Origin of the sequence: Microbacterium paraoxydans, from assembly GCF_019056515.1 — a bacterium.
Taxonomy (GTDB): domain Bacteria; phylum Actinomycetota; class Actinomycetes; order Actinomycetales; family Microbacteriaceae; genus Microbacterium.
Genome location: NZ_CP064873.1, coordinates 1,687,017 through 1,712,358 on the forward strand (window position 1 = coordinate 1,687,017; position 25,342 = coordinate 1,712,358).

A 25,342-nucleotide genomic window follows, 5' to 3' on the forward strand; every position below is an offset into this window, starting at 1 on the left:
CGAAGGCCTCTCCATGCACCTGCTCGAAGCTCTGATCCTGGGAATCGTCCAGGGTCTCACCGAGTTCCTGCCGATCTCCTCCAGCGCCCATCTGCGGGTCGTGGGGACGTTCCTGCCCTCAGGGGAAGACCCGGGCGCGGCGTTCACCGCCATCACGCAGATCGGCACCGAGGCCGCCGTCGTCGTGTTCTTCTGGCGCGACATCGTCCGCATCATCTCCCAGTGGTTCCGGTCCCTCGCCGGAAAGGTGCCGCGGAACGACCCGGACGCGCGCATGGGGTGGCTCATCATCATCGGCAGCATCCCGATCGTGCTGCTCGGACTCCTGTTCCAGGACCAGATCGAGACCGTCTTCCGCTCGCTCTGGATCGTGGCGATCATGCTCATCGTGTTCGGCATCCTCCTGGGCATCGCCGACCACGTCGGAGCCAAGCGCCGCGCGCTCGACGATCTGACCTACCCGCACGGCATCGCCTTCGGACTCGCCCAGGCACTCGCACTCATCCCCGGCGTCTCGCGGTCCGGCGGCACGATCACCATGGGGCTGTTCCTCGGCTACGAGCGCGCCGCCGCCGCCCGCTACGCGTTCCTGCTGGCGATCCCGGCCGTGTTCGGCAGCGGCTTCTACCAGCTGTTCAAGAGCTGGGGCGAGCCGTCCTTCTTCTCGCTCGGCGACACGATGGCCGCGACAGGGGTCGCCTTCGTCGTCGCGCTCGGCGTGATCGCGTTCTTCATGAACTGGATCTCGAAGCGCAGCTTCCTGCCGTTCGTGATCTACCGGATCCTGCTCGGCGGCGTGCTGCTCGTGCTGCTCGCGATGGGCGTGATCCCGGCCTCGGCCTGAGCCGGACGCCTGATCAGCGCTTGCGGTCGCCGCGGCCGTCGTCGCGGCGCCGCAGGTAGCGCTCGAAGGCCTGGGCGATCGCGTCTCCCGACGCATCGGGGGAGTCCCATGTGTCCCGCGTGCGCTCCAGCTGCCGGATGTACTCCGCCATGTCCTCGTCCTCGGATGCGGCGGCATCGATCGACGCCTCCCAGGCCGCGGCTTCCGTGCGGAGGTGCCGGCGGTCGACATCCACCCCGGTCAGCTCCTCGAGACGGTCGAGGAGGGCCAGGGTGACCTTCGGCGAAGGGGCGGCAGAGGCGACGTAGTGCGGGACGCTCGCCCAGAGGCTCACGGAGGGGATGCCCGCGTTCTCGGCGAAGTGCTCGAGAACGGTGAGGATGCCGACCGGGCCCTCGTACACCGACCGCTCCAGCGCATGCGCCTCCCGGACCTGCTCGTTCTGGCTCGACGCGAAGATCGAGATCGGGCGAGTGTGCGGCACGTCGGAGAGCATGGCGCCGAGGGTCACGAAGCCGGTGATGTCGTCGCGCAGGGCGACGTCGATGAACTCGGACGCGAACGCCTGCCAGGTGCGCGCGGGCTCGGCACCGGTGAGGAGCCAGAACTCGGGGCCGGGTCCTGGCTCGCGCGGACGCCACAGCCCCGCCTCCGGCCACGTCATCTGACGGCGGCCCTCGGCGTCGAGCCGGGTGGCGGGTCGCGTGTACTGGTAGTCGAAGTAGAGTTCCGGGTCGACCGAGTGCACGAGGTCGTAGCCGCCCGCCGCCTGCAGCGCGCCGACGGCTCCGGTCGCGGCCTCACCGGCGTCGTTCCAGCCGTCGAAGGCGGCGATGATGATGCGCGAACCGAGAACGTCCATGCCGTGCTCCCTTCGAGGTCGTGGCTCCGTCCCCCCAGGCTAGCCCGCGTCGAGGGGATGTGGGCGGGCCCGGCTAGCATGGGTTCAGTGAGCAACAAGCCCCGCGCGGTCCTCTGGGACATGGATGGAACACTCGTCGACACCGAGCCGTACTGGATGGCGGCCGAGACCGCACTGGTGGAGTCGTTCGGGGGCACCTGGTCCCATGAGGACGCCCTGCAGCTCGTGGGCAGCGGCCTCATCGACAGCGCGATCATCCTCCAGGGCGCGGGGGTCGACATGGCTCCGGAGGCGATCGTCTCCCACCTCACGACGGCCGTGCAGGAGTCGCTGCGGGCCCAGGGCGTCCCCTTCCGGCCGGGCGCCCAGGAGCTTCTCCGCGATCTCCGTGCCGCCGGGATCCCGACCGGTCTGGTGACGATGTCGCTGCGCCGGATGGCTCTCGACGTGGTCGGGCTGATCGAGTTCGAGGCCTTCGACATCGTCGTCGCCGGAGACGACGTCGACAACCCCAAGCCGCACCCGGAGCCGTACCTCCAGGCCGCCGCGCTCCTCGACGTCGACATCGCCGAGGTCGTGGTCATCGAGGATTCCCCGACCGGTCTCCGCGCGGGCCTCGCCTCCGGCGCCCTGACGCTCGGCGTGCCCCACATCGTCCCGCTCGACGGCCTCGGCGCCCACGAGCTGTGGCCGACCCTCGACGGCCGCGGTGCCGCCGACCTCGTGGAGCTCTTCGGCTCCCGCGCTGCGATCACGGAGGCCACCCGATGACCACCACGTCCGCCCCGCGCCCCAGCGGCCCCTTCCGGGAGGGCGACCGCGTACAGCTCACCGGTCCGAAGGGTCGCCTGCACACCGTGACGCTCCGCGAGGACGGCGAGCTGCACACGCACCACGGGGTCCTCCGGCACCGCGACCTCATCGGGCTCCCCGATGGCTCGGTCGTGGCGAACAGCTCCGGGCACGAGTACCTGGCGCTGCGGCCGCTGCTGCGGGACTTCGCGATGTCGATGCCCCGCGGTGCCGCGATCGTGTACCCGAAGGACGCGGCGCAGATCGTCATGCAGGCCGACATCTTCCCGGGCGCCACCGTCGTCGAGGCCGGTGTCGGGTCCGGTGCTCTGTCGCTCTCGCTCCTCCGGGCCGTGGGCTCCACGGGGCGCCTGCTCTCCTTCGAGCGCCGCGAGGACTTCGCGGAAGTGGCCCAGGCGAATGTCGAGACCTTCTTCGGGGAGCGCCCCGACTCCTGGCGCGTCGTCGTCGGAGACCTCGTCGCCGCGCTGCCCGTGGAAGTCGAGCCCGGCACCGTCGACCGGGTGGTGCTCGACATGCTCGCGCCCTGGGAGTGCATCGAGGCGGTCGCGGAGGCGCTGACCCCCGGCGGTGTCGTGCTCTGCTACATCGCCACCGCCACGCAGCTCTCCCGCGTCGCCGAGTTCATCCGCGGCACCGGGCTTTTCACCGACCCCGAGGCGTCGGAGACCATGGTCCGCGGGTGGCACGTGGAGGGGCTGGCTGTCCGGCCGGACCACCGCATGGTCGCGCACACCGGGTTCCTCCTCACGGCTCGCCGGCTCGCCCCGGGCGCCGTGGCCCCGTCTGTGAAGCGTCGGGCCTCGAAAAGCAGCTACAGCGACGAGGACGTCGAGCTGTGGACGCCGGGCGCGGTGGGCGATCGCGAGATCACGGACAAGAACCTCCGCAAGCGCGCGCGAGAGGCCGGGAAGGCGGCTGAGGGCGCGCGGCTGGCGGCGGCATCGCGCGAATCCGAGCACACGACGGAATAGACTGGAGCGCGTGCGTAAAACGTCCGCCGTTCTGGCCTCCCTCAGCCTCGCCGCCCTCGCTCTGACGGGGTGCAGCGTGACCTCTTCGTCCGCCGACGCCGCGTGCGATCGCGGCGGACACGCCAACGGCATCGACAGCGCCGTCACGGTCTCCGGTGAGGTCGGCTCCGAGCCCGACGTCGAGATCTTCGCGCCGGTGCGCCTCACGGAGACGTCCTATGCGGACGTCGTCACGGGGGACGGCCGTGCACTCGTCGACGACGCCCAGCCGCTCGTCACCCAGATCTCCATCTACGACGGGGCGACCGGCAAGCAGGTTTTCGCGACCACGTACGACGAGGACACCACGCGCGCCTCGACCATCGGGTCCTGGGCCGCGCAGTCTCCCGGACTCGCCGAAGTCCTGGAGTGCGCGACCGGCGGCAGCCGCATCGTGGCGGGTCTGACCCCGGAGGACTTCGGGGAGACGAATCTCGGCGGCTTCGGCATGGGCCAGGACGACATCGCGGTGTTCGTCATCGACGTCGTCGACGCGTTCCTCCCGAAGGCCGAGGGCACGCTGCAGTTCAACGACGCGCAGGGCATGCCCACCGTCGTGCGCGCCGACGACGGCACTCCCGGCATCATCGTCCCCGACAGCGCCGCCCCGGACGAGCAGGTCGTCCAGACACTCATCCGCGGCGACGGCGAGGAGCTGACCGAGGAGCAGACGCCGCTCGTGCACTTCACCGCGGTGAACTGGGACGACAAGACCGTCGTGCAGAGCACCTGGGGCCAGTCCGCCACCGACGGCATCCGACAGATCGCCGCGCCGGTCGCGGATGCGCTGGTCGGGAAGCCGGTCGGCTCGCAGGTCCTCGTCGTGCTCCCCAAGACCGAGAGCTCCCCGGCCATGGCCGTCGTGGTCGACATCCTCGGCGTGTCCCCGGTCGCCGCACCCTGATGGCCGCCCGGATCCCTGCCGAAGAGCGCCTGACGAATCTCGTCGTGGCGCTGATGGCCACGGAGATCGGGCTCACCAAGCAGCAGATCCTCGACAACGTCTCCGGCTACCGCCAGCGCGCCGACGCGGGGACGCGGTCGGATGCGCTCGAGAAGATGTTCGAGCGGGACAAGGACGAGCTCCGCTCGCTGGGTGTCCCCATCGAGACCATCGGCGACGCGGCGGACCCGAACGACCTTCGTGAGGCGAGGTATCGCATTCCGCAGGCGGAATACGATCTCCCAGGGGACATCGAGTTCTCGCCTGCCGAGTTGGCCGTGCTCCGCCTCGCGGGCAGCGTCTGGAGTGCGGAGTCGGTCTCGGGAGACGCACAGTCCGGTGTCCGCAAGATCCGGGCCCTCGGCATCGACGGCGACGAACCGATCATCGGCTTCGCGCCGCGGATCACCGCCCGCGACCCCGCGTTCGCCCCGCTGCAGGACGCGATCGAACGCAGCAGGGTGGTGTCCTTCGACTACGTGAAGCCGGGCGAGGACGCTCCTCGACGGCGTCGGATCCGGCCCCTCGCCCTCGTGGACTACGAAGCGCGCTGGCACGTGTACGGCGTCGACGTCGACATCGACGAGGACCGGACGTTCCTGTTGAGCCGCATCGTCGGCGACGTCGTCGTCAGCACGAGCACCTTCGACCCCGCGTTGCGCGAAGGGGCGGGGGAGCGGGCTCTGCGAGGTCTGGAGCGCGTCGCCGCGGAGAACTCGGCACTCCTGGAGGTGACGCCCGGCACTGAGGCCGCGTTGCGGCTCGGGCGGCGGGCGACGCCCGCGGCGCAGGGTATCCACGTCCCCTTCGTCGATCTGCACATCTTCGCGGACGAGCTCGCGTCCTACGGTCCCGAGGTCCGCGTCGTCGAGCCCGCACGACTCCGCGATGCCGTGATCGGCCGCCTGCGCGCGGTGGTCGAAGCCCACACCGATGCGGAGGTGTCCGCATGAGCGCGGCTCCCAAGCCTCTCCTCGCCGCGGAGCGCGTGCGTCTCTACCTGACGCTCGTCCCGTACCTGCTCGAGCACGGACAGGTCTCGCTCGCCGAGGCCGCCGAGGAGTTCGGCGTGACTCCGCGGGAGATGCGGGCCATGGTCGAGAAGCTGACGGTCATCGGCCTGCCGGGCGAAGCGGGCTACTGGCAGCAGCCGCAGGAGATGTTCGACATCAACTGGGATCTCCTCGACCTCGAGGACGTCATCGAGATCACGAACGACGTGGCCCTCCGCCGCGTGCCGCGCTTCACCGCACGAGAGGCGGCAGCCCTGCTCGCCGGTCTGCAGATGGTCGCAGCCGTCCCGGCCGTATCCGACTCCGGCCTCGTCGCCGGCCTCATCTCGAAGCTCTCGCGCGGTGCCGCCGATGCGCCGGCCGACGTCGTCGTCGCCCCGACCGCGGTGGACGAGGTGCGTGAGGTCGTCGCGCGCGGTCTGCAGAACGGGGTGGCCGTGTCGTTCACGTACCAGGCTCCCGATGCCGAGCCCACCACCCGCACCGTGGACCCCGTGCAGATCCTCATCACGAACGGACAGTGGTACCTGCAGGGCTGGTGCCATATGCGCGAGGCGATGCGCACGTTCCACCTCGATCGCGTCAGCGCGCCCACCCTCACCGACATCCCCAGCACTCACGGCGGCGACCGGGTACCGGAGGCGTTCGCCGGGCTGGAGGAGGAGCGCGAGGTCACCGTCCGCGTCCCGGAGCGCCTCGCTCCGCTGCTCAGCGGTTTCGTGCCCACGGAGACGCTCCGCGCCGGCGACGGGATGGTGACGACGCAGCTCCACCTCGCGGACCCCCGCGGCATCAAACGGCTCGCGGCCCGTTTCGGCGGTGCGATGGAGGTCACGGATCCGGGGATCGCGCGGACCGCCACCCGGGAGTGGGCCGCCGCAGGACTCGCGCTCTACCACCGACCTGACGCCGAGGTTTGATCTGTAGACTGGGGCGGAAAGCCCCCCTACGACGGGATTGTCGATATGTTCGCTGGAATGCAAGGCTGGCACCTGCTCATCGTGCTGGCCGTTATCCTCCTCCTCTTCGGCGCTGCCAAGCTGCCGGCTCTCGCGAAGAGCATGGGCCAGTCGGCCCGCGTCTTCAAGGGTGAGATGAAGGCCATGAAGGAAGAAGACGCGGTTCGTGCCGAGTCGGCTCCCGCGGAGCCGACGACGGTGAAGGACTCGGGCACCGACCCTGAGACTCCGCCTCGCGCCTGACCGGCCGTGGCAGCCATCGAACCGACCGTGATGCCGACGGCGGATCGGGATCGGCGGATGTCGCTGGGCGCACATCTCGTCGAACTGCGCAAGCGCCTCATGTATGCGGCGATCGCTCTGGTCGTCGGCATGGTCGTGGCGTTCATCATCGCGGACCCGGTCATCCACTTCATCACCGGTCCCATCCGCATCATCTCGGAACAGCGAGGTGATGACTTCAGCGCCCTGAACTTCGCGACAGTGACGTCCGCGTTCGACATGCGTATGCGCATCGCCTTCACGATCGGCCTGTTCCTCTCTGCACCCGTCTGGCTGTGGCAGATCTGGGCCTTCATCATGCCCGGCCTCACCCGCAAGGAGATCCGCTACACCGTCGGCTTCGTCGTCGCCGCGGTGCCGCTGTTCTTCGCGGGGTGCTATCTCGGGGTGCAGATCATGCCGCACGTCATCGAACTCATGTGGAGCTTCACGCCGGAGGGCGGCACCAACTTCTACTCCGCGCAGGAGTACTACGACTTCGTGTTCAAGCTGATGATCGTCATCGGCATCTCGTTCGTCCTCCCCGTCTTCCTCGTCGCGCTCAACCTCGCCGGCGTGATGTCGGGCCGCGCCATCCTCAAAGGGTGGCGGGTGGCGATCCTCATCGCGACGATCTTCGCCGCGCTGGCGACCCCGGCAGCGGATGTGGTGAGCATGCTCATGCTGGCCGGCATCCTCATCGTCCTCTTCTTCGCAGCGGCAGGACTCTCCCTCCTCTTCGACCGACGCAAGCGCAAGCGGGACACCGCCGCCGGACTCGTCCCGGACGCCACATGAGTTCGCCGTCCGAGCGGTACGCGCAGGCTCAGGAGAGCGCCGCGCACCCGGAGACGGCGGCGTTCGCCGCGCGCCAGCGCTTCCAGCTCGATCCGTTCCAGCTCGCCGGCTGCCACGCCCTGGAGAACGGACGCAGCGTTCTCGTGGCCGCCCCCACGGGTGCCGGGAAGACCATCGTGGGGGAGTTCGCCATCCACCTGGCGATGCAGACCGCGACGGACAAGGCGTTCTACACCACGCCGATGAAGGCGCTGTCCAACCAGAAGTTCCGCGAACTCGTCGATGTGTACGGTGCGGACGACGTCGGTCTGCTGACGGGCGACACCAACATCAACGGCAACGCACGCATCGTGGTCATGACCACCGAGGTCCTGCGGAACATGATCTATGCCGACTCCGCGGCTCTGCGCGACCTGCGCTACGTCGTGATGGACGAGGTGCACTATCTGGCCGACCGCTTCCGGGGTGCCGTGTGGGAAGAGGTCATCATCCACCTCCCGCCCCGCGTGCGCCTGGTCTCGCTGAGCGCGACGGTGTCGAACGCCGAGGAGTTCGGCGACTGGCTCGACACGGTTCGCGGTGACACCGAGGTCATCGTCTCCGAGATCCGTCCGGTGCCGTTGGAGCAGCACGTGCTCGTGCGCGACGACCTGCTACCGCTCTTCGACGACCGTGCCGGCATCGCCACGGCTCAGGTGAACCAGGAGCTCATGCGCATCCGGTCGTTCACCGGCTCCACCTACGAGAGCAACCGTCAGGCGCAGTCGTATCGCAGCAACCGGCACGCCGGGCGGCAGGCCCCCCGACCGCCGCGGGGCGGGCGTCGCCCCGTGCGCGCGGCGAACGCGCGCCGGATCGAGCGCATGGACCGCCCGGACGTGGTCGAGCTACTGGAACGCTCGAACCTGCTCCCCGCCATCTTCTTCATCTTCAGCCGCGTGGGCTGCGACGCCGCGGTGCAGCAGGTACGGCGCTCCGGGCTCCGCCTGACCTCGGCGGAGGAGCGCGCCGAGATCCGGGCCATCGTCGAGGAGCGCACGCGCACTCTGCAGGACGAGGATCTCGGGGTGCTGGGCTACTGGGAATGGCTGGACAACCTCGAACGGGGCGTGGCCGCCCACCACGCCGGCCTCCTGCCGGCCTTCAAAGAGGTCGTCGAGGAGCTGTTCCAGCGCAAGCTGCTCAAGGTCGTCTTCGCGACCGAGACGCTGGCCCTCGGCATCAACATGCCGGCGCGGACGGTGGTGCTCGAGAAGATGGAGAAGTTCAACGGAGAGGCTCGCGTCGCGATCACCTCCGGTGAGTACACACAGCTCACGGGCCGCGCCGGGCGCCGCGGCATCGACGTCGAGGGGCACGCGGTCGTGCAGTGGAGCGAGGGCATGGACCCGCAGGCCGTCGCCGCCCTCGCGTCGCGGCGGACCTATCCGCTCAACTCCAGCTTCCGGCCGACGTACAACATGGCCGTCAACCTCATCGACCTGTTCGGCCAGGCGAGAGCCCGGGAGATCCTGGAGTCGTCGTTCGCCCAGTTCCAGGCGGACCGCGCCGTGGTCGGGCTGGCCAGACAGGTGCGGGAGGCCGAGGAGTCGCTGGCCGGCTATCAGTCGGCGATGGCGTGCGAGCACGGCGACTTCCCGGAGTACGCCGCCATCCGCCGCGAGCTGAGCGACCTCGAGAAGAAGAACCGGCAGGACACCCAGGCCCCGCGCGCTGCTCGGGACAAGCGGATGAAGCGGATCCAGACGCTCCGCACGCGGATGCAGCGCCACCCCTGCCACCGCTGTCCTGACCGCGAGAAGCACGCCCGGTGGGCCGAGCGCTACTGGAAGCTCAAGCGCCAGACCGATCGCACGCGCCGTCAGATCGAGACCAGGACCGGCACGGTGGCCCGCGTCTTCGACCGTGTCGTCGAGGTGCTGGAGACACTGGACTACGTCCGTCGCGACGAGGACGGGATGCACCTGACCGACGCCGGGCGCACGATGCGGCGGATCTACGGTGAGCGCGACCTGCTCGTGGCCGAATCGCTGCGTCAAGGCCTCTGGAAGGGGCTGGACGCGCCGTCGCTGGCCGCGATGGCATGCTGCCTCGTGTACGAACCGCGCCGCGACGAAGCGAATGCGGGGGAGCGGGGCCTCCCGAGGGGCGCCTTCCGAGCGGCATACGAGAAGACGACCGCTCTCTGGGCCGAGCTCGACGACCTGGAGCAGGACCATCAGCTCCCGGGAAGCGAGCCGCTGGCCGCCGGGCTCGCGGGTGCGATGCACGCCTGGGCGCGCGGCGGGATGCTCGACCGCGTCCTCATCGATGCCGACATGGCGGCCGGCGACTTCGTGCGGTGGGCGAAGCAGACCATCGACCTCCTGGATCAGCTGTCCATCGTCGCGGAAGACGCCGCGCTCGCACGCACCGCCCGGGCTGCCCTCGACGGTGTGCGCCGTGGCATCGTCGCCTACTCCTCGATGTGAGATCCGCCCGCATGACCGAAGCCTCCGTACGTCGACGCGCCCTCCTGCCCCTCTGGGCCGCCGTTCCCCTGGCCGGCCTGGCTGCGCTGCTCATGGACCTCGCGTTCCCCGAGGCGGCGATCTGGATCCTGGCCTTCCCTGCCACCGCCCTGCTTCTGCTCGCGCTGATCGGCCGTCGGGCCGGGGGAGCGCTGCTCGTGGGTCTCGTGTACGGCGTCGTGTTCTTCGCGCTGCTCGTGTCGTGGACGTCTCGATACCTCGGGCCGCTGCCCTGGGCGGCTCTGAGCGTCGTCGAGGGTGTCCTCACGGCCGTCGGACTCATCCCCGTGACCCTCGCGTACCGGTGGCTGCCCCGAGCCTGGCCGGGCGTGGCGGGACGTCTGCTGACCCTCCCGGCCGTCGTCGCGGCGCTGTGGGTGGGGCGGGAGCTGTTCCTCGGCTGGTGGCCGTACGGCGGCTTCCCCTGGGCTCGTCTCGGGATGAGCCAGGCCGAGAGCCCCCTCGCCGCGCTCTCCTCCTGGATCGGCGTGAGCGGGCTGAGCTTCCTCATGGTCTTCCTCGTCGCGATGGTGATCGAGATCATCCGGATGGGGCTCTGGCGGCGACCGATCACCCTGCTCGCGCCGGCCGCCCTCGTCCTGGTCCTCTTCTTCACGCCGCTGTTCCCGACCACGCCGTCCGGCTCGATGCGCATCGCTGCGGTGCAGGGGAACGGGCCGACCGGCTACTTCGACGAGCGCGAGCCCTTCGCCGTGATCCAGGCGCAGACGGAGGCGACCGATCCGCTGTACGGCGAGGACGTCGACCTGCTCGTGTGGCCGGAGGGCGGGCTCGATACGGATCCCTTCGCGAACTCCGCCATCGCGCGACGGATGACCCTGGTGTCGAACCGCATCGATGCGCCGCTGCTCGCCAACGCCGCCACCGGCCGCGGGAACCTCTACTACAACACCTCGATGCTCTGGCTGCCGGACGGCACAGCGCCGCAGAAGCACGACAAGCGTCATCCCGTGCCGTTCGGCGAGTACGTGCCGGATCGGCCCTTCTTCAACGCCCTGGTCCCGGATCTCATCGGGCTGATCCAGCGCGAATACACCCCGGGCACCAACCCGCCGATCGTCGAGGTGGGCGATGTCCGCGTCGGTCTGGCGATCTGCTTCGACGTGATCTACGACGACGTGATCACGGAGGGGTTGAACGGCGGCGCCGAGGTCCTGGTCTTCCAGACGAACAACGCCGATTTCCGCGGCACGGACGAGAATCTCCAGCAGCTCGCGTTCGCACGGATGCGCGCGATCGAGACGGGCCGGAGCGTCGTCAACATCTCCACGGTCGGCACGAGCCAGGTCATCCTCCCGGACGGGCGGACCGTCACGAGCCTGGACGCGGATGAGGCCGGAGCGATGCTCGAGGATGTCGAGCTCCGCTCCGGCCTCACGGCGGGAATCGTCCTGGGCCCCTGGCTGCAGCAGGTGCTGCTCTGGGGCGGTCTGGGCGCGCTCGGTCTCGGGTGGTGGCGCGCCCGTCGGCGCTAGGCGCCGATCTTCTCGCGGGTGGGGTCCTCGCCGGCACCGCGCCGGGCTCGGATGTACGCGAGGCGCTCTTCGAGAAGCTCCTCCAGCTCCGCACGGGTACGGCGCTCCATGAGCATGTCCCAGTGGGTGCGGGCGGCCTTCTCGTCGGTGACCTCGAGGGTGACGGCCTCGCCGTCGACCTTCAGGCGGGCTTCCGCTCCGCAGGAACGGCACTCCCAGGTCTGAGGCGGTTCGGCATCGGCGGCGAACATGAGCGTGGTGTCGTGTCCGCAGGTGTCACAGGTGTAGGTGGTTTCACGGCGCTCCATGAAAACGACGCCCTCTTCGCTCTGTAGGCTCTGGGCGCCGAGTCGGATGCCGCGCAGGCTGCGATCTGCCATTGTGTGGTCCTCTCGTCGCTGTCAGGTATAACGTTCGAGCCTGTGCGCTTCATCCACGTCGGGGCGTTCTGCGCGGTATTCACAGGGGAATCCCAGCGCCGGAGGATATGGGGCGCTCAGGGCTTCCGGAACGTGGCGACGGCGAGGTCGGCGCGGTCGGTCACGACGCCGTCCACACCCGCGTCGATGAGGCGCCGCATCTCGTCCGCGTCGTTCACGGTCCAGACGTGGACCTCGGTGTCGGCCCGGTGGGCGGCGCGGAGGAGTGCGGGCGTCAGCACCCTGATCGCGCCGTGACGCTCGGGGATCTGCAGGGCGTCGATCTCCCGGAGCAGTCTGCCGGGGGAGAGGCGCACCGCGGAGAGCGAACGCAGGGCCGCGATCGTCCGACTCCCGCCGGAGGTGGCGGGACGGAGCGCCGTGCCGGTCTGCCGTACGGCCTCCAGAGTCGCCCGCCGGTTGGCATCCGAGAAGCTGGTCACGAGGACACGATGCGTGTGCGCGGCGAGGATGGGGCCCAGCGGCGCCGCGGCGGCCGGTGTCTTCACGTCGATGTTGAACCGGGTCTCCGGGAATGCGGAGAGCGCCTCGGCCACCGTGAGCAGACCGCCGTGCTCGGCGAACAGCGCGCTCAGCTCCCGCGTCCTGACCTCGTGGACGGCGCGCGGATCGTCCACGAGACGGCGCAGATCGTGATCGTGGAAGAGCACGACGTCACCGTCGGCGGTGACCTGGCAGTCCGTCTCGATGTACTCGGCCCCGGCGGCATGCGCCGCGGCGAAGGCGGCCGCGGTGTTCTCCCAGACGCCGGATTCCCGCCCCTCGGCGGTCACCAGGCCCCGATGGGCCAGGATGCGGGGCTGCTCGGCCTTGACGAAGTACGGGTGCGTCACGCGCCGGCGGGGGGAGTGGTCGAACCCGGGCCCGTCTTGGGAGTGAAGGCCGTGCCGATGCCCTTGAGTGCCTCGGTCAGCTCGCTCGGGATGATCCAGAGCTTGCTGGACGGGCTTTCGCTGATCTTCGGGAGCATCTGCAGATACTGGTAGGCGAGGAGCTTGTCGTCCGGCGCGCCCTGGTGGATCGCGGTGAAGACGCTCTGGATCGCCTCCGCCTCACCCTGGGCGCGCAGGACGGCCGCCTGCTTGTCACCCTCGGCTCGGAGGATCTCCGCCTGACGAAGGCCCTCCGCTTCGAGAATCGCGGACTGCTTCGTCCCCTCGGCGGTGAGGATCGCGGCGCGGCGGTCCCGCTCGGCGCGCATCTGCTTCTCCATGGAGTCCTGGATGGACACGGGCGGGTCGATGGCCTTGAGCTCGACACGACCGACGCGGATGCCCCACTTGCCGGTCGCCTCGTCGAGGACCACGCGGAGCTGCCCGTTGATGTTGTCGCGGCTCGTCAGGGCCTCTTCGAGGTTCAGACCACCGACGACGTTGCGGAGAGTCGTGGTGGTGAGCTGTTCCACGGCGCCGAGGTAGTTCGCGATCTCGTACGTCGCGGCGCGGGCATCGGTCACCTGGAAGTAGACGACGGTGTCGATGGAGACGACGAGGTTGTCCTCGGTGATCACGGGCTGCGGCGGGAAGGACACCACCTGCTCGCGCATGTCGATCAGCGGCCGCAGGCGGTCGATGAACGGCACCAGGATGTTGAGGCCGGGGGAGAGGGTCTTGTGGTACCGGCCGAGCCGTTCCACCACGCCGGCTGTCGCCTGCGGGATGATGCGGATCGCCCGCGCGATCGTGACGATCACGAAGATGATGACCGCGATCACCAGGATCCAGATGATCACGGTCGGGATGATCGATGCGTCGTCCACGCGTGCTCCTAGTCGTTGAGGGGTCGGACGATGGCGGTCGCGCCGTTGATCGCACTGACGGCGACAGGCGCCCCCGCGGGGATGGCCATCGGGGTGGTCGTCCTGGCTGTCCAGGTGTCGCCGTTCGCGAGCTTCGCCTGGCCGGAGATCTGCGTGATCTCACTGAGCGCGATGCCGCGGAGGTCGACCAGCGCCTCGACGTTCGAGCGCGTGGGATCGGCTCCGCGGTGCAGGCGGCGCAGGAGGGGCGGCCGCAGGAAGAGGATGAACAGGGCGGATGCCAAGGCGGCGATGAGGATCTGGATCCAGACCGGGAGGCCGACGAAGTCGGTGACGAGACCGATCACGCTCCCGAAGCTCAGCATCAGGAAGGTGAAGTCGAGGGAGAGCATCTCGATGACGAGGAAGACGGCGATGAGGACCAGCCATCCGATCCATGCCCAGTGGTCGATGAACGTGACGAACGTCGAGAAGTTGTCCATGCGGCCTCCTTTGCCGTCAACGTACCACGCGCGGCGACAGCCGACCGGCCGCCACCGCGCCCCCTTGGTAATCTGTGAGAGCCGTGCGCTCACGGCGTTCCACGCACCATGAGGAGTCACCCGTGACCGACGTTCTTCCCGCAGGATCCCTCGACGGCAAGGTGGCCCTCGTCACCGGCTCATCGCGGGGGATCGGCGCCGACACCGTGCGGTACCTCGCCGAGGCCGGCGCCGACGTCGTGATCAACTACCGGAACAAGGCGCCGCGCGCGGAGAAGCTCGCGGCGCAGCTGCGCGAGCTCGGCCGTCGGGCGCTGGTCGTCGGTGCGGACCTCACCGACCCCGCATCGGTCGCCGAGATGTTCGACGCCGTCCGCGCCGAGTACGGGCGCCTCGATGTGCTCGTCCTGAACGCGTCGGGAGGCATGGAGTCGGGCATGGCCGAGGACTACGCCCTGAAGCTCAACCGTGACGCGCAGCTCAATGTGCTCGACGCCGCGACGCCGCTGCTGTCGGACGGCGCACGCGTCGTGTTCGTCACCAGCCACCAGGCGCACTTCATCCGCACGACGCCGACGATGCCCGAGTACGAGCCCGTCGCGCTCTCCAAGCGCGCCGGTGAGGACGCGCTGCGGGAGCTCATCCCCGGTCTCGCGGAGAAGGGGATCGGCTTCACGGTCGTCTCCGGCGACATGATCGAGGGCACGATCACCGCGACGCTGCTCGAGCGCGCGAACCCGGGTGCCATCGCCGAGCGCCGCGAGTCCGCCGGCCGCCTCTACAACGTGTCCGAGTTCGCCGCGGAGGTCGCCAGGGCCGTGATCGATCCCGTCCCCGCGGACAACACCCGCCTCGTCGGCGACGTGAGCGCCTTCGCCGCGGAGTAGTCGTCAGACGCCAAACGCCCCGGACCCGCTGCTGCAGGTCCGGGGCGTCTCGCGTCTGCGGATCAGACGGCGGCAGCGCCCGTGGTGAAGGCCTTCTCGTCCTTGCCGAGGGTGATCGCGCGGATGATCTGCACGATGCCGAGCACGACGAGCGAGATGCCCAGGAGCAGCCAGAGCGCGAAGCCGGCGATGACCGGCGAGAAGAGGACGATGATTCCGGCGATGATGCTGAGGATCGCGTAGATCAGCGTCCAGACCCGCGATCCGTCGCTGCCGAGCAGCGAGAGCGCCACGACGCCGTCGACGATCCAGCTCACGCCGATGAAGATCACGACGACCAGCGCGAGGGTGGCGGCGGCGACGTTCAGGTTGAAGAACGCGATGACGCCGGCGACGATGTAGAGCAGGCCGAGCACGATGTGTCCGACGCGCGACCAGCCGCCCTTCGCGCGGGAGAAGATGCCGAGGCCGATGTACACGACTCCCGCGACGATCAGGTAGGACGCGAAGATCGCCGTCACGATGACGGCCGACTTCACCGGCCAGACCAGCAGCGCGATGCCCGCGAGCAGCGCGAGAACGCCGGAGACCGCGAGAGCGACGCGGATGGATTTGAAGAACGACTTCGTTTCAGCGAGTGCTTCAGACATGGCGGGGAACCCCTTCTGAGAGAATCCTGTGAGGATGCCCCCAGGGTAGCGCCGGATCTCCGGCAGCGGGGGAGGAGGGCCTCCGCGCGTCGCGGATAGTCATTCCGCGTCTTCCGGCGTCATGGCAGGATCATGACGTGACACCGGTGGATGATGCTCGCCTGCGGGAGCTGGTCGTGATGCGGAAGGTCCGCGACCGCATCGATCGCGAGTACGCGAAGCCCTTGGACGTCGAGGCTCTGGCGCGGGGCGTGCACCTGTCGGCCGGCCATCTCAGCCGGCGGTTTCGCGAGACGTACGGCGAATCCCCGTACTCCTATCTGATGACCCGCCGCATCGAGCGTGCCATGGCGCTGCTGCGTCGCGGCGACCTCAGCGTCACCGAGGTGTGCTTCGCGGTGGGCTGCTCCTCGCTGGGAACGTTCAGCACCCGGTTCTCGGAGCTGGTCGGTGTCCCACCCAGCGTGTACCGTGAACGCGCCGCGAACGTCGAGGGCATCCCGTCGTTCCACGCCAAGCAGGTCACTCGACCGATCAGGAATCGAGAAGCGCCGCGCCCTGAGGCGCACCTAACGTGAGCATCATGAAGATCAGCATCCACTACGCTTTCCTCCCGCACACCGACGCCGACGCCGCCCTCGGCTTCTATCGCGACGCCCTCGGCTTCGAGGTGCGCAACGACGTCGGATACGACGGGTTGCGCTGGCTCACGGTCGGCCCGGTCGGCCAGCCCGAGACCTCGATCGTCCTCCACCCGCCGGCCACCGATCCCGGCATCACCGAGGCGGAGCGGCAGACCATCCTGGAACTCATCGCGAAGGGCAGCTATGGCGCTCTCACCCTCGCGAGCGATGACCTGGACGCCCTGTTCGAGCGGCTGGTCGCTGTCGGCGCCGATGTCGTCCAGGAGCCGATGGACCAGCCCTACGGCGTCCGCGACTGCGCGTTCCGCGACCCCGCCGGCAACCTGCTCCGTATCAACCAGGCCGCCTGACGGCGCCACCACCACGAAGGACCCCGCATGACCGCTGCCGAGCACCCCGCGGACACCCACGACCTCATCCGCGTGCAGGGCGCGCGCGAGAACAACCTCAAGGACGTGAGCGTCGACATCCCGAAAAGACGTCTGACGGTGTTCACCGGGGTCTCCGGGTCGGGGAAGAGCTCTCTCGTCTTCGACACGATCGCCGCCGAATCGCGTCGGATGATCGACGAGACGTACAGCGCCTTCGTGCAGGGCTTCATGCCATCGGTGCCGCGCCCCGACGTCGACGTGCTGGAAGGGCTCACCACGGCGATCATCGTGGATCAGGAGCGTCTCGGCGCGAACCCGCGGTCGACCGTCGGCACCGTGACGGATGCCAACGCCATGCTCCGCATCCTGTTCAGCAAGCTGGGCCAGCCCTACATCGGCGGTCCGACGGCGTTCTCGTTCAACATCCCGACGCAGAAGGCCAGCGGCGTCATGACCGGGCCGGGTGGCGAGAAGAAGATCGTGAAGGACGCGATCTACCTCGGCGGCATGTGCCCGCGATGTGAAGGCAGGGGAGTGGTGTCGGACCTCGACCTGTCCCAGATCGTCGATGAGTCCAAGTCCCTCGACGAGGGCGCGATCATGGTGCCCGGCTACACCGCCGACGGCTGGATGGTGAAGGGGTTCTCGCAGTCCGGGTTCTACCCGGGGGACAAGCCCATCTCGTCCTTCACCGACAAGCAACGCCACCTCTTCCTCTACGGAGAGGTCACGAAGGTCAAGATCTCGGGTATCAACATGACCTACGAGGGTCTGATCCCGAAGATCACGAAGTCCATGCTCTCGAAAGACCTCGATGCGCTCCAGCCGCACATCCGTGCCTTCGTCGAGCGCGTGGCCACCTTCGCGGTGTGCCCGGAGTGCGACGGTACTCGTCTCACCGAGGGCGCGCGATCCTCGAAGATCGACGGCGTGAGCATCGCCGACGCGTGCCGTATGCAGGTGACGGATCTCGCCGCGTGGGTCCGCGGCCTGGATCTCCCGGGAGCCGGGCCGCTGCTCCAGGCGCTGAGTGCCAACCTCGACGCCTTCGTGACCCCCGGCCTGGGGTACCTGAGCCTGGACCGGCCCTCGGGGACGCTGTCCGGGGGAGAGGCGCAGCGGATAAAGATGCTGCGGCACCTGGGGTCCTCGTTGACCGACGTCACCTATGTGTTCGACGAGCCGACCATCGGGCTGCATCCGCACGACATCCAGCGGATGAACGGCCTGCTGCTCCGACTCCGCGACAAGGGGAACACGGTACTCGTCGTCGAGCACAAGCCGGAGACCATCGCGATCGGCGATCACGTCGTGGACCTGGGGCCGGGTGCGGGAAGCGCAGGGGGAGAGATCTGCTATCAGGGGAGCGTCGAGGGCCTCACAGCCAGTGGAACACTGACCGGGCAGCACCTCGACGACCGTGCACAGCTGAAGGACGCCGTGCGTGGCCGCACCGGCGCGATCGAGGTGCGCGGCGCATCCACGAACAACCTCCAGAACATCGACGTCGACATCCCGACCGGCGTCCTGACCGTCGTCACCGGTGTCGCCGGCTCCGGTAAGAGCTCGCTCATCCACGGTTCGGTGACCGGACGCGAGGGCGTGGTGGCGATCGATCAATCCGCCATCAAGGGCTCGCGTCGCAGCAACCCCGCGACGTACACGGGGCTGCTCGAACCCATCCGGAAAGCCTTCGCGAAGGCGAACGGCGTGAAGCCCGCCCTGTTCAGTGCGAACTCCGAGGGCGCCTGTCCTACGTGTAAGGGCGCCGGTGTCATCATCACCGAGCTCGGGTTCATGGACACGATCGAGACCCCCTGTGAGGACTGCGGCGGTAAGCGCTTCCAGGCGGCGGTGCTGGAGTACAAGCTCGGCGGCAAGGACATCACAGAGGTGCTCGACCTTCCGGTCTCCGAGGCTCGTGTGTTCTTCAGCGAGGGCGAGGCCAAGCTCCCGGCCGCGGCTGCCATCCTCGGACGCCTGGAGGACGTGGGGCTCGGGTACCTGTCGCTCGGCCAGCCGTTGTCGACTCTGTCGGGCGGTGAACGACAGCGCATCAAGCTCGCGATCCAGATGGGCGAGAAGGGCGACGTGTACGTGCTGGACGAGCCGACGACGGGTCTGCATCTCGCTGACGTCGACACGATCCTCGGCCTGTTGGATCGACTCGTCGACGCCGGCAAGACGGTGGTCGTCATCGAGCATCACCAGGCCGTCATGGCACACGCCGATTGGATCATCGACGTCGGACCGGGAGCCGGCCACGACGGCGGCCGCATCGTGTTCGAGGGAACGCCTGCCGAGCTCGTCGCTGACCGGTCGACGCTGACGGGCGAACATCTCGCGGCGTACGTCGGTCGGTGAAGGGAAAGTCGAGCGTTCCGGGCCCTCTCTCGCGCTCCCCACCCCGCATGCGGATTATCCGATAATGCACATTATGTCAGGTTGAAGAAAGAACGCTACCGCGGTCATCTCCCCGTCATCCCTCGATCGCCCACCCCATGATCGCCTGCTGCACGCTCTTCAGGTGACGTTTGAACTCGTAGCCCACGAACGCGGGATGGTTGGCGGCAGCGACCGAGACCTCACGCCCGCGGACGAACGGCGGGCACGGCGCGAAACGGACGCCGTCAGGGGCGCTGTCGAGGAGATCCGCAGTGATCCGATAGGGCGCCATGGCCGCGGTGTGCTCCCCCGGCCCATCCGTGATGATTACGTCGGCCTCCTGCACGGCATCGCTGAGATCCTCCTTCCACGGCAGCGCGGGTGTGCGGACCTCCTCCGGGCAGGCCTGCACGACATCGATTCCGAAAGCCCGATGGGCTTCCTCCCAGGCTCGAGCGATGTTGCCGTCTGGTCCCACCACGAGGACTCGGAGTGAGCGGACATCCATCTCGCGCGAGAGCGCGAAGAGATCGGATAGCACCTCGCATGGGTGGTTCGCGTTGGTCATCGCGTTGACCACCGGGAGAATCCCAGGGGCAGCGAGCTCACGAAGCACGTGGAGATCGGCATGCCGGACGACGAGGAGTTCGACCCACGCCGACAGGTATCCGACGATGTCGACCGCGTCCTCGACGGTGTCGAGCGCCTCCGGAGGGAAGACGATCGGCTGCAAACCCATCTCCGCAGCGCCGCGTTCGAACGAGACACGCGTCCGCAGGCTCGAGGAAGGGAAGAACAGCGCGGCCGCGCCGTCCCTCCTCGCCAGGGTTCCCGCTTCGATCCGCGCGGCGCGCGCGAAGATCTCCCTCAGATCGTCCCCAGTGAGTTCGGTCAATGAGAGAAGGTGGCGCACTCCCCTATTGTCGCGGACGGCTCCAGCCTCATGATGTCGTGAAGATAACCTGTGCTCGCGCCACGATGTCATCCACTCGCGATTGGAGGAACGGGCCGGGACACTCCGTTCCCGACCACGTCTCCTGGTGGGTGATGACGTGCTCTCGGTCGATCCGGAAGCGCACCGGAACGCCGTCCAGGGTCCGGCCGTCGAAGCCTGCGAGCCACGCGATCATCTGCGCGATCTCCTCGACCTGCGCGGTGGTCACCGTGTACTCCGGCGCTCCGGTGAAATCCAGCGTCTCCACCGCCACGGAGCGCCAGTTCCAGTCCGCGCCGGTGGACGACGGCTTCGCTCCCGGGCGGATGGTCTCGATGACCGAGCCGTCGTGCCGAAGATAGAAGGTGGGAGCCGATGATCTCCTGTTGCAGCGGGAGAAGAAGTCCAACTGGTCCGTCGTCGTGCCGGTGTGGTGGATGATGAAGCGGTCGATGACCGGACTCACGGTTCGACGTTCGCTTCCCGCGATGCTCCGGTCAGCGCGCATCGTCGGATGGGCACAGTCCTCGAAACCGAGCGGTACCTCGAGACCCGTGACCGCGCGGTCGTAGACCGGCTCGTACTCTGGCAGCCCGCGGGGGTTGTCCGGGCGGCGTCCGGTGTCGTCTGCCTCTCCCCCGGAGCTCGTGGAGAGCCAGATGCCGACACCGGTCACCGCGATGCCGGTTCCGGCGGCGATGAGGAATCCCCGCCGCGTGTGCGCCGGCACGTGCTCATCGGCGTCCCGTGCTCCCGGGTCCTCCGGCTGCTGACCCTCCCCGCGCGTACTCACGCGGGCTGGTCGCCGTCTCAGGGTGCTCGGAACTCACGCGGCCGGCGTCGTCCTGGCCAGACGAAATGCGCGACCGAGAAGGCGAGGGCGGTCCACGAGACGAAGAACGCCCACCACGGGAGCGCCGCTCCCCCGCTTCCGCCCGCCAGCATGACCGACACGATGCAGGCGCTGAGTCCGACGACGACCCCGACGACGGTGATCTCGCCGTGCGCGAGCCACCGCGCGCGAAGCGCCGAGACGAGGCGAAGGGGCAGGCCGATCACCAGGGCGGTGATCATCGACACGACGGACAGGACGACGGCGATGATGCTCGCCCCGATGAAGGACGTCACCCCGTCGTACTCTTCCGCAGCTCCGAGCGCGAGGAAGAAAGCCACGATGAACAGGAAGAAGCCACCGACGAAGAACTGGCCGAGGATGAGCGAGGCGGTCGAGTCGTCGGCTCCCCGGAAGCCCCCGCGCTTCCGCAGATCTGCAGGGACACGGCGAGGCGAGGTCATATCGTGATCCTACGAGTCGTACACCTTCGCTGGGGGCATACTCGCGCTACCCTCATCCGTCTCAGGTCCGGCTCGCCAGGAACCAAGCCCATGCGGGGTACTGCCTCGTGATCCTGCGGGAGCACGTGACGGACATGGGTCACCTGACGACAGACCAGTTGCGCGGTTTCTGGGACGATGCGGAACGTGCGGGGCGAGCGATCGACTCCGTGTACAGTCCGCGGAAGATCGACTACCTGGTCATGGGCCATCGGATGCCGCATCTGCACGCTCACGTTTTCCCCCAGCACTCCCATGATGATCCGAAACGGGACGTGGACATCGCCGACGGGCCTGTGCTCCCCTCAGCTGACGATCTCCGAGGCGGGGTACACGCTCTCCGGAGGGCATGGAGTGCGATCGCAACAGGTCCTGCGGAACGGTAGGTTCATCCTCAGGAACAGGCACATTTCGGCCTCGGCAGGATAGAGGGGCCTGAACTTCCGCCTGCTGACTGGGGAGATGTGGGGCGGGCGGATGGACGCGCACGATGACAGGGGCGAAGGGCCGCTGAGGCCCGCCGTGGTGGGCCTGGCGCTGGCGATTTTCAGCGCAGCGGTGGCGGTGGCCTCGACATTCCTGATCGCCGATCCTGGAATCGGTGTTCTGGCGGCAGTGACGCTGTCTTTCGGATGCGTCGGAGTGGCGGCCGGCCTCCTGCTCACGAGGCGAAGGACATGGGGCGACCCCTCGTGGCCTCCAGGCCCGGGGCCGAAGCCCTGGACGGCCCGCCGCACCCGTCGGGTCTTCTTGCTCTACGGGGTCTTCCTTCTCCTCATCTCCGTGGGTGGAGTGGTCACACTGGCGGGGACCGATCAGAACGAGGCCGACGACCCGCTGCGCGGATGGGTGCTGTCCGCCGTGCTCGGTGTGCTGGGCGTGACGTCGATCATCAGAGGGGTGCGACGGCAGCCTCAACCGGTGCACTCGTCCGATCGCCCGGAGAGCGAGCCGAACGTCGACGTACAGGAGTGGATGCCGTTAGGGCCCTCTCGTTCGCGGACTCTCTTTCCCTGGTGGGCTCTTCACGTCTTCTCCGGACAGCCGCTTCTCCTTGCGATGATGATCGGCGCGCTCCTCATCCCGGTGGCGGCGGGACCGCTCGGCGCATGGACGTGGCCGCTCGCGGCTGCGCTGCTGGCGGCCGTGGCGATCACCGTCAGCGCCGTCGTGCGGCGACGTTCGCGACCGCCGCGCATCTCACGCGACGCCACCCGTCTGCTCGTCGGCACGAAGGAGATCCCGACCGCGACCATCACCACGGCCATGGTCATCGCACACCCCTGGGAGCCGGACGCCACAGCCCGGAGTATCGCGGTCGTCCTCACGGCATCGGATCACTCGCGAGCAGTGGTGGGCTTGCGAGAACGAGGTCTCCTCGTATTGACCGATGAACAGACGGAACTCCTCATCGCGGCGATCGAGCGAGCCCCCATCGATCTCCCCCGCGACAAAGACGATCCGCGCGGAAGGTTCTCCCGGACGCTGTACCCCAACCATCTGACGAAATCGGAGGCCCTTCACCTCGTGCAGGAGCCCCCGGGTGACGGCGAGCCGCTGCCGGTGGGGTCCTCAGTCACGTGAGCCAGAGCGCCGGCTCGGAGCCCGCTCTCACGTCGCGAAGAGAGTCCTGACAGTCAAGATGTTTCGACCGTGGACGGAGGACGGGCGTTCCCGTCCGGATTCGACGAAGCCGAGCTTCTCGAGCACGCGGCGGGATGGGAGGTTCCATTCCCAGACGCCGGCCCAGACGCGGTCGACACCCACCCCGGCTGCCCACGCCAGGACGCTCTGGGCAGCTTCGGTGGCGTATCCCCGGTTGTGCTCGGCACGGAGCAGCTCGAACGCGAGCTCCGGTTCCTCGCCCACCCCCTCGCCGCCGTAGACGAGACCGCAGTACCCGATCGGTTCCCCGGTGTCGATCCGTTCCACGGTGAGAAGTGGCGAGGCCTCAGCGCCCTGGATATGCGCACGGATGTCGTCCGTGTCGGGGCGGCCGTCCGTGTCGAGCCTTCGGTGCGCGGGGACTCGTTCGTCGCGTTCGGTCCACAGGTGCCGGAAGACGGGTGCGTCCTCGATCGTCTGCCGGCGCAGGCGGAGGCGCAACGTCTCCATCTCCGGGATGCGGGGCAGGTGACTCATCCTCGCAGTCTGGCACTCATCCGCCCCCGCGCTGTGATCTGCAGCGCCTAATGGGAGGACCAGACGCCGAGCTCGTTGCCGCTCGGGTCGGCGAAGTGAAGGCGCCGGCCACCGGGGAACGCATACGGCTCCTGCAGGATCCGGCCGCCTGCGTCCTGGATCGCCGCCTTCGTCGCATCGAGGTCATCGGAGTAGAGCAGCACGAGCGGACCGCCGACGGGTCGCGGTGCGTCCGCGAGCAGGAGGCCGCCGACCTCGCTCCCGGCTCCGCGGGGCGAGAGGATCCCTGCATAGCCAGGGCCGTAGTCCTGGAAGCTCCACCCGAAGGCGGTGGTGAAGAAGCGTTTCGCCACGTCGAGATCCGTGACGACGAGCTCGACATAGTCGAGGGCGTGGTGCTGCGAGGAGGCTGTCATGCGGGCACTCTAGCCACGGCGTCGGACATCGTCGGTCAGGAGTAGCGTGGAAGGGTGCCTCAGGTCTCCCACTCCCCCGTCTCCACGCCGGGGTGGCGGGCCTGGGCGATCTGGTCCGTCGGCGTCGCGGCCTACGTTCTCGCCATCACCAACCGCACCTCTCTCGGCGCCGTCGGTGTCGAGGCCGCCGACCGCTTCCAGGCGGACGCCTCGACGCTCGCGCTGTTCGCGGTCGTGCAGCTCGCCGTCTACGGCGGGATGCAGATCCCGGTGGGCGTCCTCCTCGACCGCTACGGATCCCGTCCGATCATCACGGCGGGGATGCTGCTCATGGCGGCCGGACAGCTCACCATGGCCCTCTCCCCCAGCATCGGCATCGCGATCGTCGCGCGTGTCCTCCTCGGAGCCGGCGATGCCGCCGTCTTCCCGGCCGTGCTGCGACTGGTGGCCACGTGGTTCCCCGCGCAACGAGGGCCCGTCATGGTCCAGTTCACCGGGATCATCGGGCAGGCCGGGCAGCTGATCGCGCTGGTGCCGGTCGCCGCCCTGCTGCACGCCACCACCTGGTCGATCACGTTCGGCAGCATCGCCGGTCTCGGCCTGCTCTTCACGATCCTCGTGTGGCTCATCGTGCGCAACAACCCCGCGGAGAGCGGCCCCGACGTGTCGGTGAACACGGACACCGGAGTCGTGCGTGTCGTGACGTCGGCGATCGACACGGGCGTCGGCATCCGGGCGGCATGGGCACATCCCGGCACGCGGCTCGCGTTCTGGTCGCACTTCACCACTCCGTTCGCCGGCACGGTGTTCGTGCTTCTGTGGGGCATGCCGTTCCTCACGGCAGGCGAGGGCCTGACCACCGCCCACGCGGCGGGGATCATCTCGATCTACGTGGTCGCGGGCATGATCCTTGGCCCGATCATCGGCGATCTCTCCCGCCGCCTGCCGAACCATCGCTCGCTCGCCCTCGTCCTTCCCGCTGTGGGTGTGCAGATGGCCGCCTGGATCGCGGTCATCGCCCTCCCCGGCCCTGCCCCGGACTGGCTCCTCTGGGTCCTGGCGATCGCTCTCGCGACCGGGGGCCCCGCGTCGATGATCGCCTTCGACCACGCTCGCACGCACAACCCCGCGCACCGCCTCAGCACGGCGACCGGAGTCACGAACGCGGGGGGCTTCATCGCAGCCCTGATCGCGGTCTTCGTGATCGGCCTCCTCCTCGACGCCCAGGGCGCCGGCACCCCGGACACCTACACGCTCGACGCCTTCCGTGTCGCGTTCCTCACCCCGATCCCCCTCTGGATCCTCGGGGTCGTCTTCATCCTCATCGAACGCAAACGGACGCGCATCCGCATGGGGCTGGATCCCGAGCGGCGTCGCTGAGCGCC

Annotated in this window: 28 protein-coding genes; 17 read left to right on the forward strand and 11 right to left on the reverse strand. The window is 68.7% G+C overall.

Going from position 1 to position 25,342, the window contains the following annotated elements; translation table 11 throughout:
- The first annotated feature begins 13 nt into the window (after positions 1–13).
- Positions 14–844, forward strand: coding sequence for an undecaprenyl-diphosphate phosphatase (locus IZR02_RS08020; RefSeq protein ID WP_025103431.1), 831 nt, complete (start codon positions 14–16; stop codon positions 842–844).
- Between the two features lie 13 nt (positions 845–857).
- Here IZR02_RS08020 and IZR02_RS08025 read toward each other — a convergent pair whose 3' ends face one another.
- Complete coding sequence (locus tag IZR02_RS08025) at positions 858–1,706, reverse strand: PAC2 family protein (protein ID WP_025103432.1); 849 nt, start codon at positions 1,704–1,706, stop codon at positions 858–860.
- A gap of 87 nt (positions 1,707–1,793) precedes the next feature.
- Between IZR02_RS08025 and IZR02_RS08030 the strand changes: the two genes are divergently transcribed.
- The 9 genes from IZR02_RS08030 to lnt are packed head-to-tail and all read left to right on the forward strand — an operon-like array spanning position 1,794 to position 11,512.
- Positions 1,794–2,477, forward strand: coding sequence for an HAD family hydrolase (locus IZR02_RS08030; protein ID WP_025103433.1), 684 nt, complete (start codon positions 1,794–1,796; stop codon positions 2,475–2,477).
- Positions 2,474–3,493, forward strand: a complete 1,020-nt coding sequence (locus IZR02_RS08035; protein WP_025103434.1) for a tRNA (adenine-N1)-methyltransferase — start codon at positions 2,474–2,476, stop codon at positions 3,491–3,493. The genes IZR02_RS08030 and IZR02_RS08035 overlap by 4 nt, the downstream gene beginning before the upstream one ends.
- 10 nt (positions 3,494–3,503) lie before the next feature.
- Positions 3,504–4,436 carry a hypothetical protein gene (locus IZR02_RS08040; RefSeq protein WP_025103435.1) on the forward strand — a complete coding sequence of 311 codons (933 nt, stop codon included), beginning with the start codon at positions 3,504–3,506 and terminating at the stop codon, positions 4,434–4,436.
- A complete protein-coding gene (locus tag IZR02_RS08045; RefSeq protein ID WP_025103436.1) occupies positions 4,436–5,428 on the forward strand; it encodes a helix-turn-helix transcriptional regulator in 993 nt (330 codons plus the stop codon). The genes IZR02_RS08040 and IZR02_RS08045 overlap by 1 nt, the downstream gene beginning before the upstream one ends.
- Complete coding sequence (locus tag IZR02_RS08050) at positions 5,425–6,408, forward strand: helix-turn-helix transcriptional regulator (RefSeq protein WP_025103437.1); 984 nt, start codon at positions 5,425–5,427, stop codon at positions 6,406–6,408. Before IZR02_RS08045 ends, IZR02_RS08050 begins: the two co-directional genes overlap by 4 nt.
- 45 nt (positions 6,409–6,453) lie before the next feature.
- The gene (gene tatA, locus IZR02_RS08055) at positions 6,454–6,690 is read left to right on the forward strand and encodes a twin-arginine translocase TatA/TatE family subunit (protein WP_025103438.1); all 237 of its coding nucleotides are present in this window, start codon (positions 6,454–6,456) and stop codon (positions 6,688–6,690) included.
- Between the two features lie 57 nt (positions 6,691–6,747).
- The gene (gene tatC, locus IZR02_RS08060; protein WP_025103439.1) at positions 6,748–7,506 is read left to right on the forward strand and encodes a twin-arginine translocase subunit TatC; all 759 of its coding nucleotides are present in this window, start codon (positions 6,748–6,750) and stop codon (positions 7,504–7,506) included.
- Entirely contained in the window at positions 7,503–9,977 is a 2,475-nt protein-coding gene (locus tag IZR02_RS08065; protein ID WP_025103440.1) for a DEAD/DEAH box helicase, read from the forward strand. Before tatC ends, IZR02_RS08065 begins: the two co-directional genes overlap by 4 nt.
- Before the next feature lie 11 nt (positions 9,978–9,988).
- Positions 9,989–11,512: an apolipoprotein N-acyltransferase gene (gene lnt / locus IZR02_RS08070; protein ID WP_025103441.1), complete on the forward strand. Its 1,524-nt coding sequence runs from the start codon at positions 9,989–9,991 to the stop codon at positions 11,510–11,512.
- Here lnt and IZR02_RS08075 read toward each other — a convergent pair.
- The 4 genes from IZR02_RS08075 to IZR02_RS08090 all read right to left on the reverse strand — a co-directional run bounded on the left by IZR02_RS08075 (position 11,509) and on the right by IZR02_RS08090 (position 14,193).
- Entirely contained in the window at positions 11,509–11,892 is a 384-nt protein-coding gene (locus IZR02_RS08075; RefSeq protein WP_025103442.1) for an RNA polymerase-binding protein RbpA, read from the reverse strand. The genes lnt and IZR02_RS08075 overlap by 4 nt on opposite strands.
- Before the next feature lie 116 nt (positions 11,893–12,008).
- Complete coding sequence (locus tag IZR02_RS08080; protein ID WP_025103443.1) at positions 12,009–12,785, reverse strand: glycerophosphodiester phosphodiesterase family protein; 777 nt, start codon at positions 12,783–12,785, stop codon at positions 12,009–12,011.
- Positions 12,782–13,711, reverse strand: coding sequence for an SPFH domain-containing protein (locus tag IZR02_RS08085; protein ID WP_025103444.1), 930 nt, complete (start codon positions 13,709–13,711; stop codon positions 12,782–12,784). The genes IZR02_RS08080 and IZR02_RS08085 overlap by 4 nt, the downstream gene beginning before the upstream one ends.
- Positions 13,712–13,719: 8 nt before the next feature.
- Entirely contained in the window at positions 13,720–14,193 is a 474-nt protein-coding gene (locus IZR02_RS08090; RefSeq protein WP_025103445.1) for an NfeD family protein, read from the reverse strand.
- A 122-nt stretch (positions 14,194–14,315) separates the two neighbouring features.
- Here IZR02_RS08090 and IZR02_RS08095 point away from each other — a divergent pair, with 122 nt between their 5' ends.
- The gene (locus IZR02_RS08095) at positions 14,316–15,080 is read left to right on the forward strand and encodes an SDR family oxidoreductase (RefSeq protein ID WP_025103446.1); all 765 of its coding nucleotides are present in this window, start codon (positions 14,316–14,318) and stop codon (positions 15,078–15,080) included.
- 62 nt (positions 15,081–15,142) lie between these two features.
- On the opposite strand, the gene IZR02_RS08100 is transcribed toward IZR02_RS08095, so the two are convergent.
- On the reverse strand, positions 15,143–15,730 hold the full coding sequence (locus IZR02_RS08100; protein WP_025103447.1) for an HdeD family acid-resistance protein: 588 nt from the start codon (positions 15,728–15,730) through the stop codon (positions 15,143–15,145).
- A 179-nt stretch (positions 15,731–15,909) separates the two neighbouring features.
- Here IZR02_RS08100 and IZR02_RS08105 point away from each other — a divergent pair, with 179 nt between their 5' ends.
- From IZR02_RS08105 to IZR02_RS08115, 3 genes are read left to right on the forward strand one after another with little or no spacing between them, the layout of a single operon-like run.
- On the forward strand, positions 15,910–16,308 hold the full coding sequence (locus IZR02_RS08105; protein WP_051582213.1) for a helix-turn-helix transcriptional regulator: 399 nt from the start codon (positions 15,910–15,912) through the stop codon (positions 16,306–16,308).
- 5 nt (positions 16,309–16,313) lie between these two features.
- Entirely contained in the window at positions 16,314–16,724 is a 411-nt protein-coding gene (locus IZR02_RS08110) for a VOC family protein (protein WP_025103449.1), read from the forward strand.
- A 27-nt stretch (positions 16,725–16,751) separates the two neighbouring features.
- A complete protein-coding gene (locus IZR02_RS08115; protein WP_217316592.1) occupies positions 16,752–19,109 on the forward strand; it encodes an ATP-binding cassette domain-containing protein in 2,358 nt (785 codons plus the stop codon).
- Between the two features lie 115 nt (positions 19,110–19,224).
- Here the strand turns inward: IZR02_RS08115 and IZR02_RS08120 are convergent, their stop codons facing one another.
- From IZR02_RS08120 to IZR02_RS08130, 3 genes are read right to left on the reverse strand one after another with little or no spacing between them, the layout of a single operon-like run.
- On the reverse strand, positions 19,225–20,043 hold the full coding sequence (locus tag IZR02_RS08120; RefSeq protein WP_025103451.1) for an ornithine carbamoyltransferase: 819 nt from the start codon (positions 20,041–20,043) through the stop codon (positions 19,225–19,227).
- A gap of 28 nt (positions 20,044–20,071) precedes the next feature.
- Positions 20,072–20,857: a peptidoglycan recognition protein family protein gene (locus tag IZR02_RS08125; protein WP_157544457.1), complete on the reverse strand. Its 786-nt coding sequence runs from the start codon at positions 20,855–20,857 to the stop codon at positions 20,072–20,074.
- Between the two features lie 17 nt (positions 20,858–20,874).
- On the reverse strand, positions 20,875–21,360 hold the full coding sequence (locus IZR02_RS08130; protein ID WP_062766597.1) for a hypothetical protein: 486 nt from the start codon (positions 21,358–21,360) through the stop codon (positions 20,875–20,877).
- A gap of 29 nt (positions 21,361–21,389) precedes the next feature.
- Between IZR02_RS08130 and IZR02_RS18100 the strand changes: the two genes are divergently transcribed.
- Both IZR02_RS18100 and IZR02_RS08140 read left to right on the forward strand, forming a co-directional pair.
- Positions 21,390–21,785 (forward strand): HIT family protein, encoded by a 396-nt coding sequence (locus IZR02_RS18100; RefSeq protein ID WP_367997128.1) that lies wholly within the window; start codon positions 21,390–21,392, stop codon positions 21,783–21,785.
- Between the two features lie 397 nt (positions 21,786–22,182).
- Positions 22,183–22,983 carry a hypothetical protein gene (locus tag IZR02_RS08140; RefSeq protein WP_157544459.1) on the forward strand — a complete coding sequence of 267 codons (801 nt, stop codon included), beginning with the start codon at positions 22,183–22,185 and terminating at the stop codon, positions 22,981–22,983.
- 27 nt (positions 22,984–23,010) lie between these two features.
- Here IZR02_RS08140 and IZR02_RS08145 read toward each other — a convergent pair whose 3' ends face one another.
- Positions 23,011–23,541, reverse strand: a complete 531-nt coding sequence (locus IZR02_RS08145; RefSeq protein WP_036292416.1) for a GNAT family N-acetyltransferase — start codon at positions 23,539–23,541, stop codon at positions 23,011–23,013.
- 47 nt (positions 23,542–23,588) lie between these two features.
- The gene (locus IZR02_RS08150; RefSeq protein ID WP_025103457.1) at positions 23,589–23,957 is read right to left on the reverse strand and encodes a VOC family protein; all 369 of its coding nucleotides are present in this window, start codon (positions 23,955–23,957) and stop codon (positions 23,589–23,591) included.
- A 54-nt stretch (positions 23,958–24,011) separates the two neighbouring features.
- Between IZR02_RS08150 and IZR02_RS08155 the strand changes: the two genes are divergently transcribed.
- Positions 24,012–25,337, forward strand: a complete 1,326-nt coding sequence (locus IZR02_RS08155; protein WP_025103458.1) for an MFS transporter — start codon at positions 24,012–24,014, stop codon at positions 25,335–25,337.
- The last annotated feature ends 5 nt before the right edge of the window (positions 25,338–25,342 follow it).

Bases quoted from the DNA above. Each gene is read 5' to 3' on its own strand.
- IZR02_RS08020 (WP_025103431.1), top strand. From the start codon at position 14: ATGCACCTGCTCGAAGCTCTGATCCTGGGAATCGTCCAGGGTCTCACC.
- IZR02_RS08025 (WP_025103432.1), bottom strand. From the start codon at position 1,706: ATGGACGTTCTCGGTTCGCGCATCATCATCGCCGCCTTCGACGGCTGG.
- IZR02_RS08035 (WP_025103434.1), top strand. From the start codon at position 2,474: ATGACCACCACGTCCGCCCCGCGCCCCAGCGGCCCCTTCCGGGAGGGC.
- IZR02_RS08045 (WP_025103436.1), top strand. From the start codon at position 4,436: ATGGCCGCCCGGATCCCTGCCGAAGAGCGCCTGACGAATCTCGTCGTG.
- IZR02_RS08050 (WP_025103437.1), top strand. From the start codon at position 5,425: ATGAGCGCGGCTCCCAAGCCTCTCCTCGCCGCGGAGCGCGTGCGTCTC.
- tatA (WP_025103438.1), top strand. From the start codon at position 6,454: ATGTTCGCTGGAATGCAAGGCTGGCACCTGCTCATCGTGCTGGCCGTT.
- tatC (WP_025103439.1), top strand. From the start codon at position 6,748: ATGTCGCTGGGCGCACATCTCGTCGAACTGCGCAAGCGCCTCATGTAT.
- IZR02_RS08065 (WP_025103440.1), top strand. From the start codon at position 7,503: ATGAGTTCGCCGTCCGAGCGGTACGCGCAGGCTCAGGAGAGCGCCGCG.
- lnt (WP_025103441.1), top strand. From the start codon at position 9,989: ATGACCGAAGCCTCCGTACGTCGACGCGCCCTCCTGCCCCTCTGGGCC.
- IZR02_RS08075 (WP_025103442.1), bottom strand. From the start codon at position 11,892: ATGGCAGATCGCAGCCTGCGCGGCATCCGACTCGGCGCCCAGAGCCTA.
- IZR02_RS08090 (WP_025103445.1), bottom strand. From the start codon at position 14,193: ATGGACAACTTCTCGACGTTCGTCACGTTCATCGACCACTGGGCATGG.
- IZR02_RS08100 (WP_025103447.1), bottom strand. From the start codon at position 15,730: ATGTCTGAAGCACTCGCTGAAACGAAGTCGTTCTTCAAATCCATCCGC.
- IZR02_RS08105 (WP_051582213.1), top strand. From the start codon at position 15,910: ATGCGGAAGGTCCGCGACCGCATCGATCGCGAGTACGCGAAGCCCTTG.
- IZR02_RS08110 (WP_025103449.1), top strand. From the start codon at position 16,314: ATGAAGATCAGCATCCACTACGCTTTCCTCCCGCACACCGACGCCGAC.
- IZR02_RS08115 (WP_217316592.1), top strand. From the start codon at position 16,752: ATGACCGCTGCCGAGCACCCCGCGGACACCCACGACCTCATCCGCGTG.
- IZR02_RS08130 (WP_062766597.1), bottom strand. From the start codon at position 21,360: ATGACCTCGCCTCGCCGTGTCCCTGCAGATCTGCGGAAGCGCGGGGGC.
- IZR02_RS08145 (WP_036292416.1), bottom strand. From the start codon at position 23,541: ATGAGTCACCTGCCCCGCATCCCGGAGATGGAGACGTTGCGCCTCCGC.
- IZR02_RS08150 (WP_025103457.1), bottom strand. From the start codon at position 23,957: ATGACAGCCTCCTCGCAGCACCACGCCCTCGACTATGTCGAGCTCGTC.